We start from the raw sequence: 15,536 nt of genomic DNA on the forward strand, positions 1-15,536 counted from the left end.
AGTCCTTTTGCCTCAGACAAGACTTAGCAAGGGCCATGCCGGGAAAATTGTCGAACAATGATCACGGCAAAAAAGAGGCGGGCACTGAGGCCCGCCTTCTTTTTGCCTGCCCGTTTCAGGGCATGAATGAATAGATGATCGCAGACAGTGCAATCAAACCGATCAACACCACGAACACGTTCGACGCCTGCCCGGAATACTGGCGCAGGGCCGGCACGCGGCGGATGGCGTACATCGGCATCAGGAACAACAGGCACGCGATGATCGGCCCGCCGAGGGTTTCGATCATGCCGAGGATGCTCGGGTTGAAGGTCGCCACGGCCCAGCAGCTGAGGATCATGAACAGCGCCGTGATGCGGTTCAGCCAGCTCGCCGACATCACCCGGCCACGGCCGCGCAGGCTTTTCACGATCAGGCCCTGAAAGCCTTCGCTGGCGCCGATGTAGTGGCCGAGGAAGGATTTGGTGATCGCCACTAGCGCAATCAGCGGCGCCGCATAAGCGATGACCGGTGTCTGGAAGTGGTTGGCCAGGTACGACAGGATCGAGATGTTCTGCGCCTTCGCCGCCGCCAGATCAGCCGGGGACAGTGCCAGCACGCAGCTGAAGCAGAAGAACATCACCGTCACCACCATCATGGCGTGGGCGATGGCAAGAATGCCGCTGCTCTTGCGTTCGGCCTGTTCGCCGTAACGCTGTTTCTGGTCAACGGCGAACGCGGAAATGATCGGCGAATGGTTGAAAGAGAACACCATCACCGGGATCGCCAGCCACAAGGTTTTGAAGAACAGCGGCAGCGGCATGCCTTCGCTGGCGGTGGCGAAGAACGCGCCGTTCCAGTTAGGGATCAGGCTGACTCCGAGCAGCAGCAACGCCGCGACGAACGGATAAACCAGCACGCTCATGCATTTGACGATGACGCCCTGGCCACAACGCACGATGGCCATCAGACCGAGAATCAGCACCAGCGACAAAATCGCCCGCGGTGGCGGGGCGATGTGCAGTTGATGCTCCATGAAGCTGCTCAAGGTGTTGGTCAGCGCCACGCTGTACACCAGCAGAATCGGGAAGATCGCAAAGAAATACAGCAGCGTGATCAGCTTGCCGGCGCCAATGCCGAAGTGTTCTTCCACCACTTCGGTGATGTCTCCGGAGCGACCGGACAGCACGAAGCGTGTCAGGCCTCGGTGAGCGAAGTAGGTCATCGGAAACGCCAGCACCGCCAGGATCAGCAGCGGCCAGAAGCCACCCACGCCGGCGTTGATTGGCAGGAACAGCGTGCCGGCGCCGATAGCCGTGCCATAGAGGCCGAGCATCCAGGTGGTGTCGTGTTTGCTCCAGCCTTTGGTGGCGGTTGCTGTGTCGCGTTTGAGTTCTACAGCTGGGTTATCGGCAGCAGGTGTACGTACATCGGTCATCGTTTGGCCTCGTTATTGTTCTTGCTCGGGCTCACGGTTACGGGCGGTCAGGGAATGCTCCTCAGCACTCCACCCAGCTGACAGCCAGGCCGCCCCGTGAAGTCTCTTTGTATTTGTCGTGCATGTCGGCGCCGGTATCGCGCATGGTGCGGATTACCCGGTCCAGGGAAATAAAGTGTTTGCCGTCGCCGCGCAGGGCCATTTGCGTGGCGTTGATCGCCTTCACGGCGGCGATGGCGTTGCGTTCGATGCACGGCACTTGCACCAGGCCGCCAACCGGGTCGCAGGTCAGGCCAAGGTTGTGTTCCAGGCCTATTTCGGCGGCGTTTTCCAGTTGCTCGGGCGTGGCGCCGAGCACGTCAGCCAGGCCGGCAGCCGCCATGGCGCAGGCGGAACCGACTTCACCCTGGCAGCCGACTTCGGCACCGGAGATGGACGCGTTTTTCTTGCAGAGAATGCCTACGGCCGCCGCGCCCAAAAAGAACGCGACCACGTCATCGTCCGACGCGTCCGGGTTGAATTTCATGTAGTAGTGCAATACCGCCGGAATGATCCCTGCCGCGCCGTTGGTCGGCGCCGTCACCATGCGCCCGCCCGCTGCGTTTTCTTCGTTCACGGCGAGGGCGAACAGGTTCACCCACTCCATGGCCGACAGCGTGGACGTGATGACATTCGGCTTGCCGATTTCCAACAGGCTGCGGTGCAATTTCGCCGCGCGACGCGGAACATTCAGACCACCGGGCAGGATGCCTTCGTGACGCAAGCCTTGCTCGACGCACTCACGCATCACCGACCAGATGTGCAGCAAGCCCTGACGGATCTCGGCTTCGCTGCGCCAGGCCAGTTCGTTGGCCAACATCAACTCGGAAACCCGCAGGCCGTGCTGGTTACAGAGCTTGAGCAGTTCGCCAGCGCTGGAAAAATCGTAGGGCAGCACCACGTCGCTGGTCGGCGCGATACCGGACTCGGCTTCCGCCGCTTCGATGATGAAACCGCCGCCAATCGAGTAGTACGTTTGCTCCGACAACTCTCCGGTTTCGCCGAAGGCTGTCAGGGACATGGCGTTGGGGTGGTAGGGCAAACTCTCGTCGAGCAGCAGGAGATCGCGTTGCCAGTTGAAGGCAATGGTTTTGTTGCCGGCCAGAGACAACTCGCCGGTTTCGCGCAGGGTCTGGATGCGGCTGTCGATGGTGGTCGGGTCGATGCTGTCCGGCCATTCGCCCATCAGGCCCATGACGCAGGCGCGGTCGGTCGCGTGGCCGACGCCGGTGGCCGAAAGGGAGCCGTACAGACGGATTTCTACCCGACGCACGGCGTCCAGCAAACCCTGGTCAATCAGTGCCTGGGCAAAGGTCGCCGCGGCGCGCATCGGGCCGACGGTGTGGGAACTGGACGGACCGATGCCGACTTTGAAGAGATCGAAAACACTGATAGCCATGCTAAAGCCTATACAAGCAATGGAAGAGAAATCGCTGCCATTTTTGTAGGACAAGCGCAATGTCGGCGATACTGCCTACCTCGGTCCAACGTGACCAACGAAACTTCCTAAGACAGCCTTTAGCAGGACTAAACAATGAGTCGCCAATTGCACGCCCAGACTTACGTCTGGCTGCACGTGTTTTCCTGTGCCGCGCGGCACTTGTCGTTCACCCGATGTGCTGAAGAGCTGCACATCACGCCGGGTGCGGTCAGTCAGCAAATCCGTCAACTGGAAGAACGGTTGGGCTTTCGCTTGTTTCACCGCCGTGCCCGCGGTGTGGAATTGAGCGCCGAGGGCCAGCGACTGGCCATTACGGTCAACGAGGCTTACGGCAACATCGATGCGGAATTGCGACGACTGGACGCGGGAATGATCAGCGGGATTCTGCGGGTGCGGTCTATTCCATCGTTCCTGAGCAAGTGGCTGACCCCGCGCCTGCCGCGCTTGCAGCAGCGCTTCCCGGACATTCAGCTGCGCCTGGTGGCCGAGGACAGCAGCGTGCCGCTGCACGAAGGTGACTTCGACCTGGCCATCGACTTGAATGACGGCAGTTATCCCGGGTTGTTATCCACAACCCTGCTCGACGAACAGATCTTCCCGGTCTGCGCCCCGAGTCTGCTACGCGGCCGGCCACCGCTGCACGGTCCGGCCGGCCTGGTGCACTTTCCCCTGCTGCACGACATCACCGCCTGGCGCGGCAGTTACGAGTACGCGGAATGGGAGTTCTACCTCAATGCCATTGGCTTCGAGGGCGCGGACGTGCGGCGCGGGCATACCTTCAATCGCAATCACCTGACCATCGAAGCGGCGATTGCCGGCATGGGTGTGGCTATTGCGCGGCGCACGTTGCTCAACGATGAGCTGGAGCGCGGGACGTTGATTGTGCCGTTCGGCCTGGCGGTGCCCAATCACAAGCGTTACGTGCTGCTCTATGCGCCAGGCGCGCTGAGCCATCCGGGTGTGCGTGCGGTGCATGACTGGCTGGTGGAGGAGGCGGGGATCTTTCGGAGTCTGCACCCACTGGCGGAGCGGCAGATGTGAGCAATTGTGACTAAAGAGAGGGGCGACCCAACTCCCGACCTTAACAGCGCTTTTACCGGTTGTCCGGCTTTTTTTGCGAATCCATATTTATCTTTTTCTAGGGGTTGAAATGTTCTGCGCGCAGACCGATTGTGTAAGTAAGAGGTCACGGTGATGACGCCCAAGGGCCAGCCGATGCGCCTCTCGCGAGCTAGCTGAAATAAGGGATGAACTATGCAAATCCAAGTCAACAGTGATAACCATATTCAAAGCAGCATCCGACTGGAGGAGTGGGTACGTACTACCATTGAGAGCACGCTCGAACGTTATGAAGAGGACCTGACACGCGTCGAGGTTCATCTGCGGGACGAGAATGGCGACAAGCCAGGTCCCCATGACATGCGCTGCCAGCTGGAAGCGCGGCCAAAAGGCCACCAACCGATTTCTGTCACTCATAAAGCCGACACCCTGGAGCAAGCGATCGACGGTGCGGCGGAAAAACTCGAACATGCGCTTGAGCATCTGTTCGGCAAACTGCGGGGCAAACCACGTGCCGCTGTGATGCCATTCGAAAGGGCCACCGCCGACAAGCTGCTGGAAGACGAGTTTCTCGAGAACGAACAGGCTGCACAAAACGGCTGAAGCCTGATTCACTTTTTACCTTCCCACTGAAAACGGGCCTGCTGATGCAGGCCCGTTCTTGTTTCAGGGTTGGTGATTTCTATAGTTTATGAATACCTTGTGGCGAGGGGATTTATCCCCGTTCGGCTGCGAAGCAGTCGCCAATCCTGCATAGATAGTATTTCTGGAAGAATGCTAGGGGCCGCTTCGCAGCCCAACGGGGATAAATCCCCTCACCACAAAGCTGCCCGGCTTTAGAGGTCAGTGGGTCAAAACGCCACCGAGGTCTGCACATAAACCGTTCGCGGTTCCCCCACGTACTTGCCCTTGTTGTTGTCATCGAACGAGCGGGTGAAGTACTGGTGGTTGAAGATATTCTTCACCCCCACCGCTACATTCAAATCCGACAACTTCGGCCCGAAGTCATACGCCGCGCGGCTGCTGAACAACATGTACCCGGGAATCTTGCCCGTGCTGCCATCAGCGCTTTCGGCCGAGGTGTTGGCGTTGTCGGCAAACTGGTCGCTCTGATAACTGCTGTCCAGGTTCAGCTTCCATGCGCCTTCGGTGTAACCCACGCCAATCGTGCCCTTGTGTTTCGAGGAGAAAGGCACACGATTGCCCTTGTTCGGTCCGTCTTCGCGGATGGTCGCGTCCACAAAGGCGTAAGTGGCGTACACATCAAAACCGGCCAGCGACGGGCTCAAGTCATCCAGTGAATAGTTGATGCTGCTTTCGATCCCTTGATGACGCGTCTCGCCGCGGGCGATCACCGAGTCATTGGTCTGATTACTTTCGTACTGATTGTCGAAGTTGATCAGGAACGCGCCGATTTCCGCTCTCAACGCACCGTTGTCGTAACGGGTGCCCAGTTCCCAGGTCCGCGCCTTTTCCGGTTTGACTTCGCCGCTGGTCACCCGGTTAGGCATCTGGCTGTATTGCACGCTGCCGAACGAGCCTTCGGTATTGGCGTAGAGATTCCAGGAGTCCGTCACGTGATAGAGCACGTTCAGCGCCGGCAACGCGGTGTTGTAGTCGCCCTTGTACTTCACGTTGGTCAGGTTGTTGGTCTGCTGCGAATCGATCATCTCGTAGCGAATGCCCGGCGTGAGTGTCCACTTGCCGATGTCGATCCGGTCGTCGAGGAAGAACGCGTTGGCTTCGGTGCCGCCACGGGTGTCGCGATCATTGCGGCTGTTAGTGGTCGGGTAGGTATTGTTGGCAATCGGCTCGCGGTAACGCAGTTCGTGGCCGGCTTCGTTGATGTAGCGATAGCCGATACCGACTTCATGGCTGGTCGGGCCGAGGTCAAAGCCTTGGGCGAAACGGGTTTCCAGGCCGCGTACCCAATACTCGCGCGGGGACAGCGACAGGAACGTGCCCTGATCCAGATAACCACTGCGCAGGGTTTTGGTGAAGAACGTGTTGGCGGTGAATTCGCGACGGTCTTCCTGATAGCGATAGCCGAAGTTGAACATCGTCCGGCGGCCCCAGAACTGGTCTTTCGGGCGGGTCGACTGGTACGGGTCGGCATCGTAATCGGCGACGTTCAAGCCGCCGGGCATGTCGGCCTTGCCTTCGTAATACTGAGCCATCGCGTTGAAGCTGTTGGCGTCATCGAGCTGGTATTTGCCCTTGAGGATCAGGTCGTCGATTTCGGTATCGCTGCGTTCACGCCAGTCTCCACCGCGGGTGCCGGAATACAACAGCGCGCCGCCCAAGCCGTTGTCGGCGGTGCCGCCGGCCAGCAAGTTGCCGGTGGTTTTGAAGCCGTCGTGGCTGGAGGACGGGCTGGTTTCGGTCTGGAAACCACCTTTCACCGTTGGCTCATCGGGAATCGCGCGGGTCACGAAGTTGACCACGCCGCCGACGTTCTGCGGGCCGTAACGCACCGCGCCGCCGCCGCGCACCACGTCCACCGCGTCCATGTTGCCGATGCTCACTGGCGCGAAAGACAACTGCGGCTGGCCATAAGGTGCGAAGGGCACCGGGATGCCGTCCATCAATACGGTCGAGCGTGAAGCCAGGCGCGGATTGAGACCGCGAATGCCGAAGTTCAGCGCCATGTCGTGGCTGCCGGTGCCGTTGTTGTCCGGCGCGTTCACACCGGGGATGCGGTTGAGCACGTCCTTGGCCTGGGTCGCGCCCTGGCGTTCGAACTCCTCGCGGCGGATCACATCACGGGCGCCAGGATGCTCGAAGACGTTGATTTGCGCGGCGTCACCGAGCCAGTCGCCGACCACTTTCGAGGTATCCAGCTCCAGCGCGGTGTCGTCCGCCGGTTGCAGGCTGAAGGCATTGTCGCCCTCGGCACGCGCTTGCAGGCCGGTGCCTTCGAGCAATGCGTCCAGGCCCTGCGACGGGGTGAAGTTGCCTTCCAGGCCACTACTCTGCACACCGCTAGTGACTTGCGAACCGAAGGTGATCAACACGCCGGCTTCACGGCCGAACTGGTTGAGTGCGCTTTCGAGCGAGGACGGTGCGATGTGGTACGGCTTGGCATCGGCGGCGAACGCGAGCGGCAGCGCGCCGAAGCTCAAGCTGGCGCCGAGCAAGAGGTGGCGCACGGTTCGGGCCAGCGGAGTGAGGCGGGTGGGGTGCATGGAGGACGATCCTGAGAAGGTGGAATCAAGGGGGCTTTCCTTCTCTGTCACGCCAGATCTGAAAAACGGCTCACGTGGAACAAAACTTTTTTTGCGTGGATCACTTTTGTGGCGAGGGGATTTATCCCCGTTGGGCTGCGAAGCAGCCCCAAAACCAGATGAACGCATCCTTCAGGTAATCCACGTTTGCAGGTTTTGCGACTGCTGCGCAGTCGAACGGGGATAAATCCCCTCACCACAAAGCTTTTGTTTTGCCTTGGGTTACGCCTTCGCTTCGACGGTCACCCAATACCGGGTAAAGCGCTTCACTTTCACCGGCAAGCTGATTTCCAGCAGATCCAGAATCCGTTCGCTGTCGGCCAGCGGATACGTCCCGGAAATCAACAGATCCGCCACCTTCGCATCGCAATTCAACTGCCCGCGACGATAGCGGCCGAGCTCGTCGAGAAAATCCCCGAGGCGCATGTGGGCGGCCACCAGCATGCCGTCGGCCCAGGCGCCGCTGTTGGCCTCCAGCGGCAGCGGTTTACCCACGCCGCGCGGGCCGAAACCCAATTGCCGGGCGGCAGGTAAAACCAGTGGGGCGCCATCGTTCGGCATCAACTCGACTCTGCCCTCGAACACCGCCACCTGGGTGTGATCAGCAAACTGCCGCACGTTCAATCGTCCACCTTGCGTGGTCAACACGCCCTGCGCGGTCTGCACCTGAAACGCCTGGGTCGCGGTCAAGAGCAGTTCGCCCTCCAGCAAACGAATCAGCCGTTGCGGGCCCTCCACCCGCACATCCGCCGAACTCGCGGTGTTGAGCTGCAACTGATTGCCTGCGCCGAGCGCCACCTTGCGCCGCTGGCCGATGGGGCTGCGGTAATCAGCGAGCAACGGCGGCAGCACGTTGTGTTCGCGCATGCCCCAGGTGACCGCGGAACCTGCGCCGAGAATCAGCAGCAGTTTCAACGCCTGACGTCGGCTGCCGGACTTCGGCGCATTGAGCGCCGCGTGGGCCAGCGGCGAAGACAAACCGCGAAGTCGCTGATTGACCCGCTGGATATGTTCCCACGCCCGTTGATGCTCGCTGTGCCCATCGTGCCATTGCTGCCAGGCCTGTTGCTGGCGCGGGTTCAGCGGGTCTTGCTGCATTTCCATCAACCAGTGCACGGCCTGTTCGGCGACTTGGGAAGAAAAGTCCGGAGTACCGTTCATAGCGCGAAATAGCAGCGCATGGCTGCTTTACTCAAGTGGCGTTTGACCGTGGCAATGGAAATGCCCAGTTCCGCCGCGATCTGTGGATAAGTCAGGCCATCGACCTGCGCCAGCAGAAAGGCGCGTTTGACCAGACACGGCAAACCGTCCAGCAACTGATCCAGCTCCATCAGGGTTTGCAGGATGATCGCCCGTTCTTCTTCGGACGGCGCGTACACCTCAGGCATTTGTGCGAGTGCTTCGGCGTAGGCGCGTTCCAGATCATGGCGACGGTAATGGTTGAACAGCACGCGTTTGGCGATCGTGGTCAGGAATGCTCGCGGCTCGATGATCTGCGGTGTTTCCCGGGCGGTCAGCACGCGAATGAACGTGTCCTGAGCCAGGTCCGCCGCACTGTCCGGGCAGCCAAGCCTGCGCCGCAACCAACCGGTGAGCCAGTTGTGGTGGGCGTGATAGAGGATTTCGACGGGATTGGCGGGCTGCAACAGAACCACTCCGACACAAACGGATACGTTAGAGAACAAGAATTGTTCGCATTGTAGGGGTGTGCAATGCCCCCGGCAATCGGAACTGTTTTGCGTATGAGAATATTTATCATTAATATTGCGCGCTTGCTGGCCCGTGACTTTTACGCGGCCTCACCCGGTTTCAAGGTCGAAACATGAAAGGCAAAATCAGCACGCTTCCCGTTTTCTATCGATTGGCCGTCACTTCGCGAGTGCTGGCTGCGGTGTTGGGCGGCTATATCGTCGCGGCGCTGGCCAGTGTCAGCCTTAGTTTGTGGTTGCCGATGGCCCGCGCCGAAGCGGTGGTGACCGGGATGATGATCTCGTTTCTGGTCTATCTGGTCGCGGTGCTCTGGTGTTTTGCCTGTCGCAGCGCGTGGCAGGCCTGGTTCGGGTTGATCGTTCCGGGTCTGGTGCTGACAGCTGTTTCAGGGTTGGCGTACTGGATGGGCCACGCATGAAAGAAGGATTTCGTCAGGCGATGGCCTGGTTGCACACCTGGGCCGGGTTGACCTTCGGCTGGTTGCTGTTCGCGATTTTCCTGACCGGTACGCTCGCCTATTTCAAGGACGAGATCAGCCACTGGATGCAGCCCGAAATACCGGCGCGTTCGGTCACTGCCGAAACCAGTCTGACGCTGGCGCAAGACTATCTGCAGCAACACGCCCCAGGCGCCTCACGCTGGCTCATCGATTTGCCGAGTGCCCGGGAACCGGGCCTGTCGGTGCGCTGGCAGCAGTCGCCGCCCAATCCCGGTGAGCGCGGCCGTTTCACTGAAAAACTGCTCGACCCGCAAACCGGCACCGAAGTGCAGGGCCGCGAGACGATGGGCGGCGACTTCTTTTATCGCTTCCACTTCCAGTTGCAAATGCCTTATCCGTGGGGCCGCTGGTTGTCGACCATCGCGGCCATGGTGATGTTCATCGGCCTGATCACCGGGATCATCACCCACAAGAAAATCTTCAAGGACTTTTTCACCTTCCGCCCGCGCAAAGGCCAGCGCTCATGGCTGGACGGGCACAACGCCGTGGGCGTTCTGGTGCTGCCGTTTCACCTGATGATCACCTACAGCAGCCTGGTGATTTTCATGTCGATGGTGATGCCGGCGAGCATTCTGGCCTCGTACAAAGGGGATGTCCGGGCGTTTTTCGACGATGTGTTTCCAGCCTCCAGTACACCGGAACTGGCGGGAAAACCGGGGCAGTTGGCCCCCATGGCGCCACTGTTGGAACGGGCACGCGAGCAATGGGCGGGCGGTCGTGTGGAGCGCTTGACGGTGAACAATCCTGGGGATGCAAACGCCTCGGTGGTGCTGGTGCGTGACGGCGCGGATCGGGTGGTGCATGACGCGGGCAGCGCGGTGACGTTCAACGGCGTGACCGGGCAACAACTCAGCGCCACACCACAGCAACCGATGCCGATGGCGATTGCCGGCAGTTTTTATGGTTTGCACATGGGCCATTTTGCGAGCCCGGTGTTGCGCTGGTTGTACTTTATTTTCGGTCTGGCGAGCACCGCATTGATCGGCACCGGGCTGGTGGTCTGGCTCGGCAAGCGCCAGCTCAAGCATGCGAAAAGCGCCGTGATGCCCTTCGAACTGCGGTTGGTGGAAGTGCTGAACATCGCCAGCATGTCCGGGCTGGTGGTCGCAGTGGCGGCGTTCTTCTGGGCCAATCGGTTGCTGCCGGTTGAGATGGCCACTCGGTCGGATTGGGAAGTGAACAGCTTCTTCATCGTCTGGGGCTTTAGCGTGATTCACGCGGTGATCCGCCGTGGTCGCACGGCGTGGGTCGAACAATTGGCGTTGGCCGCGGTGCTGTTCTGCGGCGTGCCGCTATTGAACGCGCTGACCACGCCGTACCACTTGGGTGTGACGCTGGCTGAAGGCGACTGGACGCTCGCCGGGTTCGATTTGACCTGCCTGGGCAGTGGCCTGTTCCTGGCCTGGGCCGCGTGGAAAATGCAGCGCACCGGGCAGACCGTTCGCATTGCCAAAGAACGCGCCCGACCGATCACGCTTGAGCAGAAGGTGAACTGAATGCTGTTGGCCTTGCTGCTGTGCTACGGCGGATTCACCGCGCTGTGTTTGTCGATGGACCGGCATCACGTCGACCTGCTGGGGCGCAAGTCGTCGGCCCTGCGGCGTAAAGCATTCAAGCTGAGCGGCTGGTTGCTGCTGGCGGCTTCCTTATGGGCGGCGGTGTCGCAAACCGGCTGGGGCCTTGGGCTGGTGGAGTGGTTCGCGGTGTTGATGCTCAGCGCCTTGCTGCTGGTGTGGTTGATGCCGTATCGCCCGCGCCTGGCCCTGGCGTTGGCCGGGTTGAGCCTGCTCGCCAGCCCCGTCGCCGTGTTTGCGCAATGATGATCACCAATCCACCTGAAGCACACGATGAAGAGCATCGCGGCGCCCGTGCACATTTTCTTCAGGTGTTCCTGTCCCAGCGTTCGCAGATGGAAGCGCTGGTGAGTCGGCGTGTCGGCTGCCGAGCGACCGCCGCCGACCTGGTCCAGGATTTGTTCCTGCGGTTCTGGCGGCGGCCGCTGGTGCAGGTCGAGGAGCTCAGCACTTACCTGTTGCGTTGCGCCGGCAACATCGCCATCGACCATTTGCGCAGCGAAGGCACGCGGGTTCGGGTCAACGAAGGCTGGATGCCGGATCAACCGGACAGCCAGGGCAGCGAACCACAAGCGGCACTGGAGGCGGGCAACGATCTGCGTCACGTCGAAGCGGCGTTGCGCGCGTTGCCGGAACGCACCCGGCAGATCTTTCTGCTCAACCGCATCCATGGCCGCAAATACGCCGAGATCGCCAAGGCCATGGGCCTGTCCCAAAGCGCCGTGGAAAAACATATGATGCGCGCCCTCGATGCCTGCAAGGCCAGCCTGCAGGAACCGCCAACGCGCACGCCAAGGAAAGCACCGTGAATCAGCTCGACCGCGTCATCCCGACGCCCGCTCAGGAGCAGGCCGCGCTTGCCTGGCTGAGCCTGCTGCACGACCAGCCCAGCGGCGGCGATCAACTCACGTTCAGCCGCTGGCTGCAGGCTGATCCCGCCCACGCCGAGGCTTACGCCCAGGCGCAAGTGCTGTGGGAATTGAGCGAAGAGCCGGCGCGAACCTTGGCCGACGAAGACGCGTTCGCCTTGCAGGGTTACCTCAGTGCCATGAACCGGTCCCGCCGCACCCGTGTGCGGCGCTGGACTGGCGCGCTGGCCATGGCCGCGTGCCTGGTGTTGATGATCGGCCTTGGCGCAGGTTGGCAGCCGACGCGCTGGATCTATGATCTGGGGGCGGACTACGTGTCTGCACCGGGGGAAATCCGCACCGTGACGCTGGCCGATCAGTCGCAAGTCACGCTGGATGCCGACAGCGCCATCGCCGTGGATTTCAGTCGCGGTGAGCGCCACGTCCAGCTGCGTCGCGGTGCCGGATTTTTCAGCGTGACCCACACGGGCGATCCGTTTGTGGTGGACGCTGAAAAGGGCCAGGCGCGGGTGCTCGGTACGCAGTTCGAAGTGCGCCTGCAACCCCATGGCGCGCAGGTCACGGTGCTGTCCGGGCGGGTCGGCGTGACCGCGGACAATCACGCCGAGCAGCAGGTTCTGAGCGCTGGCCAGCAAGTGGCGTATGGCGAAGGCTCGGCGGAAAAACTGCATGCCGTCGACAGTGAAGCGCAGTTGGCGTGGCGTCAGGGCTGGCTCAATTACTACAAGGTCACCCTGGCCGAGGTGGTGCAGGATTTGGGGCGGTATTACCCGGGGCGGATTGTGTTGCTCAATGATGAACTGGCGGCGCGGCGGGTGAGTGGCAGTTTCCCCAGCAAGGATCCGCAGGCGGTGTTGAGTTCGTTGCAGGGTGTGTTGGGGTTTGAGCAGACCAGCGTTTTGGGGCATCTGATTATTGTGCGGTGAGGCAACTGGCGCCTTCGCGGGCAAGCCTCGCTCCTACAAGTTTGCGCGAACCTTGTAGGAGCGAGGCTTGCCCGCGAAGGCGTCAAACCCAACACCACTGACCCCCCAATAAAATTATTTTCAGAATTTTGATGAGGTAAACCCAACCCCCATCCGTGTAGTGACTGAAACTGCGAGTCATTCGCATCCCGTAGGTTCTACACAGGTCATTGAGCAATGAAGTCCAGGGCAAAATCGGGTTCGGTCAAACAGTGGTTGGGTGCTTCTGCACTGTGTATCTCGGCGTTGGCCTTGCTGCCATCGAGCGTCGCATCCGCCGCTGAGGCGGCCAACACGCAGCCGCTTACGCAGTTCAGTTTTGCTATCGCTGCCAAGCCGCTGCCCCAGGCCTTGAGCGACTTCAGCCGGGTCACTGGCATCAGCGTGGTCTACACCGATGAAGCGCCGTACGGTCTCACCGCCCCGGCGGTCAATGGCCAGTTGAACGCCGAGCAGGCCCTGCAGCGTTTGCTCGGCGGTTCGGGTTTCACCTTCCGCCGTAGCGACGCTCACACCCTGGTGCTTGAACCGCTGCCCACCGCCGGCACGTTGAATCTGGGCACCACCACCATCAACTCGGTGGCCGATCAAACCATGAGCTATCAGCCGCCGCCCACCAGTTCGGTGATGCGCTCGTCGGCCTTGCTCCAGGAAATCCCGCAGACCGTCAACGTCATCCCGGCCCAGGTGATTCGCGATCAGGCACCGCGCAATCTGGATGACGCGCTGGCCAACGTCAGCGGCATCACTCAGGGCAACACGCTGGCGAGCACCCAGGATTCGGTGATGACCCGCGGTTTCGGCGACAACCGCAACGGCTCGATCATGCGCGACGGCATGCCGATCGTGCAGGGCCGAGGCATGAACGCGACCGTGGACCGGGTCGAAGTGCTCAAGGGCCCGGCCTCGCTGCTGTACGGTATTCAGGACCCGGGCGGCGTGGTCAACATGGTCAGCAAGAAACCCGAACTGGAGCAATACAACGCCCTGACGCTGCGCGGTTCGACCTACGGCGACGGTAAAAACGGCAGCGGCGGCGGCCTCGACAGCACCGGCGCCCTCGGTGATTCCGGTTTCGCTTACCGCATGGTGCTGGACCACGAAGACGAAGATTACTGGCGCAACTTCGGCACCCACCGCGAGACGCTGGTGGCACCGTCGCTGGCCTGGTTCGGCGAAAGCACCAAGCTGCTTTTCTCCTACGAACACCGCGAGTTCCTGACCCCGTTCGATCGCGGCACGGTCATCGACCCGCGCACCAATCACCCGTTGGACATCTCGCGCAATGAGCGCCTCGACGAGCCGTTCAACAACATGGAAGGCCGCTCGGACCTGTACCACTTCGAGGCTGATCACGAGCTCAACGACAACTGGAACGCCCACTTCGGCTACAGCTGGAACCGTGAAACCTACGACGCCAGCCAGGTGCGCGTCACCGCCATCGACACTCGACGCGGCACGCTGACCCGCAGCATGGACGGCACCCAGAACGCCATCAGCACCGACCGTTTCACCACCGCCAGCCTTGAGGGCAAAGTGAACGCGCTGGGCATGCAGCATGACCTGGTGTTCGGCGTCGATGACGAATACCGCAAGATCTACCGCGAAGACCTGATTCGCCAGAGAAGCCTGAGCACCTTCAGTTACGTCAACCCGGTCTATGGCCGCGAGGTCGCCGGCACCACGGTCAGCCCGGCGGACAGCGCGCAGACCGATGAGCTGCGCAGCGATTCGATCTTCCTGCAGGACTCGATCCACCTCACCGATCAATGGATTTTCGTCGCGGGCGCACGCTTCCAGGAATACGACCAGTACGCCGGCAAAGGCGTGCCGTTCCAGGCCAACACCGACAGCAACGGCCAGAAATGGGTACCGCGTGCCGGTCTGGTCTATCGCTTCACCGATGAACTGTCGTTCTACGGCAGCTACACCGAATCGTTCAAACCCAACTCGACCATCGCGCCATTGAGCGGCAGCAGCACCGTGCTCGACGGCAGCGTGGCGCCGGAAGAAGCCAAGTCCTGGGAACTCGGCGCCAAGCTCGACATGCCGGGCCGCGTGACCGGTAACGTCGCGCTGTTCGACATCAAGAAACGCAACGTGCTGGTGGCCAACTCCGAAGGTCCGGTGACGATCTACAGCGCCGCCGGCGAAGTGCGCTCCCGTGGTCTGGAAGTGGACTTGACCGGCCAGCTCAGCGATCGCTGGAGCATGATCGGCAGCTATGCCTACACCGACGCCGAAGTCACCGAAGACCCGGTTTACAAGGGCAAAAAACTGCAAAACGTCGCGAAGAACAGTGGCTCGTTGTCGGCGGTCTATGACTTCGGGACCATTGTCGGCGGCGATCAATTGCGGGTCGGTGCAGGCGCGCGGTATGTCGGCGAGCGGGCGGGTAACGCCGTGAACGATTTCGACCTGCCGAGCTACACCGTGGCCGATGCCTTCGCGACCTACGACACCAAGGTTGAAGGGCAGAAGGTCAAGTTTCAGCTCAACGTGAAGAACCTGTTTGACCGCACGTACTACACCTCGGCGGCGAGCCGGTTCTTTGTGTCGATGGGGGATTCGCGGCAGATCTCACTGTCCAGCACATTGGAGTTTTGACGAAAAACCGCGTCATCGTTCATCGCGGGCAAGCCCGCTCCCACAGGGATAGTGTCGTTCGCAAAAGATGGGTTCGCCACCTGTCCTGTGGGAGCGGGCTTGCCCGCGATGGCGGCCTGATAGCCACTGATG

General features: G+C 61.1%; 13 protein-coding genes. 8 read left to right on the forward strand and 5 right to left on the reverse strand.

The genetic code is table 11. The features are described from left to right. Positions 1-115: 115 nt before the first annotated feature. Together ACA060_RS04585 and ACA060_RS04590 are read right to left on the reverse strand one after the other, a co-directional pair. Positions 116-1,417 carry an HAAAP family serine/threonine permease gene (locus ACA060_RS04585; protein ID WP_497315687.1) on the reverse strand — a complete coding sequence of 434 codons (1,302 nt, stop codon included), beginning with the start codon at positions 1,415-1,417 and terminating at the stop codon, positions 116-118. A gap of 61 nt (positions 1,418-1,478) precedes the next feature. After that, on the reverse strand, positions 1,479-2,855 hold the full coding sequence (locus tag ACA060_RS04590; RefSeq protein ID WP_109628042.1) for an L-serine ammonia-lyase: 1,377 nt from the start codon (positions 2,853-2,855) through the stop codon (positions 1,479-1,481). A gap of 135 nt (positions 2,856-2,990) precedes the next feature. Here ACA060_RS04590 and ACA060_RS04595 point away from each other — a divergent pair, with 135 nt between their 5' ends. Together ACA060_RS04595 and ACA060_RS04600 are read left to right on the forward strand one after the other, a co-directional pair. Next, positions 2,991-3,938 (forward strand): LysR substrate-binding domain-containing protein, encoded by a 948-nt coding sequence (locus tag ACA060_RS04595; RefSeq protein WP_109628043.1) that lies wholly within the window; start codon positions 2,991-2,993, stop codon positions 3,936-3,938. Between the two features lie 213 nt (positions 3,939-4,151). Beyond that, the gene (locus ACA060_RS04600; protein WP_497315690.1) at positions 4,152-4,559 is read left to right on the forward strand and encodes an HPF/RaiA family ribosome-associated protein; all 408 of its coding nucleotides are present in this window, start codon (positions 4,152-4,154) and stop codon (positions 4,557-4,559) included. 248 nt (positions 4,560-4,807) lie between these two features. On the opposite strand, the gene fecA is transcribed toward ACA060_RS04600, so the two are convergent. The 3 genes from fecA to ACA060_RS04615 form a co-directional block, all read right to left on the reverse strand. Beyond that, entirely contained in the window at positions 4,808-7,141 is a 2,334-nt protein-coding gene (gene fecA, locus ACA060_RS04605) for a TonB-dependent Fe(3+) dicitrate receptor FecA (protein ID WP_497315692.1), read from the reverse strand. A gap of 261 nt (positions 7,142-7,402) precedes the next feature. Then, entirely contained in the window at positions 7,403-8,341 is a 939-nt protein-coding gene (locus ACA060_RS04610) for a FecR domain-containing protein (RefSeq protein ID WP_497315694.1), read from the reverse strand. Continuing rightward, positions 8,338-8,826 carry a sigma-70 family RNA polymerase sigma factor gene (locus ACA060_RS04615; RefSeq protein ID WP_497315696.1) on the reverse strand — a complete coding sequence of 163 codons (489 nt, stop codon included), beginning with the start codon at positions 8,824-8,826 and terminating at the stop codon, positions 8,338-8,340. The genes ACA060_RS04610 and ACA060_RS04615 overlap by 4 nt, the downstream gene beginning before the upstream one ends. Positions 8,827-9,002: 176 nt before the next feature. On the opposite strand from ACA060_RS04615, the gene ACA060_RS04620 reads away from it, so the two are divergent. The 6 genes from ACA060_RS04620 (at position 9,003) to ACA060_RS04645 (ending at position 15,404) form a co-directional block, all read left to right on the forward strand. Next, positions 9,003-9,308: a DUF3649 domain-containing protein gene (locus tag ACA060_RS04620; protein ID WP_497315698.1), complete on the forward strand. Its 306-nt coding sequence runs from the start codon at positions 9,003-9,005 to the stop codon at positions 9,306-9,308. After that, entirely contained in the window at positions 9,305-10,885 is a 1,581-nt protein-coding gene (locus ACA060_RS04625) for a PepSY-associated TM helix domain-containing protein (protein WP_497315700.1), read from the forward strand. Before ACA060_RS04620 ends, ACA060_RS04625 begins: the two co-directional genes overlap by 4 nt. After that, positions 10,886-11,209, forward strand: coding sequence for a DUF3325 domain-containing protein (locus tag ACA060_RS04630; protein ID WP_497315702.1), 324 nt, complete (start codon positions 10,886-10,888; stop codon positions 11,207-11,209). It abuts the gene before it with no gap. Then, positions 11,206-11,772 (forward strand): RNA polymerase sigma factor, encoded by a 567-nt coding sequence (locus tag ACA060_RS04635; protein ID WP_497315704.1) that lies wholly within the window; start codon positions 11,206-11,208, stop codon positions 11,770-11,772. The genes ACA060_RS04630 and ACA060_RS04635 overlap by 4 nt, the downstream gene beginning before the upstream one ends. Next, complete coding sequence (locus ACA060_RS04640; protein ID WP_497315706.1) at positions 11,769-12,758, forward strand: FecR family protein; 990 nt, start codon at positions 11,769-11,771, stop codon at positions 12,756-12,758. The genes ACA060_RS04635 and ACA060_RS04640 overlap by 4 nt, the downstream gene beginning before the upstream one ends. 216 nt (positions 12,759-12,974) lie before the next feature. Further along, positions 12,975-15,404 carry a TonB-dependent siderophore receptor gene (locus ACA060_RS04645; RefSeq protein ID WP_109628052.1) on the forward strand — a complete coding sequence of 810 codons (2,430 nt, stop codon included), beginning with the start codon at positions 12,975-12,977 and terminating at the stop codon, positions 15,402-15,404. Positions 15,405-15,536 lie beyond the last annotated feature (132 nt).

The sequence above is a fragment of the Pseudomonas sp. LBUM1671 genome, from assembly GCF_059695685.1.

Coding starts and splice junctions, on each gene's coding strand:
- ACA060_RS04600 (WP_497315690.1), top strand. CDS start 4,152: ATGCAAATCCAAGTCAACAGTGATAACCATATTCAAAGCAGCATCCGA.
- ACA060_RS04590 (WP_109628042.1), bottom strand. CDS start 2,855: ATGGCTATCAGTGTTTTCGATCTCTTCAAAGTCGGCATCGGTCCGTCC.
- ACA060_RS04620 (WP_497315698.1), top strand. CDS start 9,003: ATGAAAGGCAAAATCAGCACGCTTCCCGTTTTCTATCGATTGGCCGTC.
- fecA (WP_497315692.1), bottom strand. CDS start 7,141: ATGCACCCCACCCGCCTCACTCCGCTGGCCCGAACCGTGCGCCACCTC.
- ACA060_RS04610 (WP_497315694.1), bottom strand. CDS start 8,341: ATGAACGGTACTCCGGACTTTTCTTCCCAAGTCGCCGAACAGGCCGTG.
- ACA060_RS04595 (WP_109628043.1), top strand. CDS start 2,991: ATGAGTCGCCAATTGCACGCCCAGACTTACGTCTGGCTGCACGTGTTT.
- ACA060_RS04630 (WP_497315702.1), top strand. CDS start 10,886: ATGCTGTTGGCCTTGCTGCTGTGCTACGGCGGATTCACCGCGCTGTGT.
- ACA060_RS04625 (WP_497315700.1), top strand. CDS start 9,305: ATGAAAGAAGGATTTCGTCAGGCGATGGCCTGGTTGCACACCTGGGCC.
- ACA060_RS04635 (WP_497315704.1), top strand. CDS start 11,206: ATGATGATCACCAATCCACCTGAAGCACACGATGAAGAGCATCGCGGC.
- ACA060_RS04645 (WP_109628052.1), top strand. CDS start 12,975: ATGAAGTCCAGGGCAAAATCGGGTTCGGTCAAACAGTGGTTGGGTGCT.
- ACA060_RS04585 (WP_497315687.1), bottom strand. CDS start 1,417: ATGACCGATGTACGTACACCTGCTGCCGATAACCCAGCTGTAGAACTC.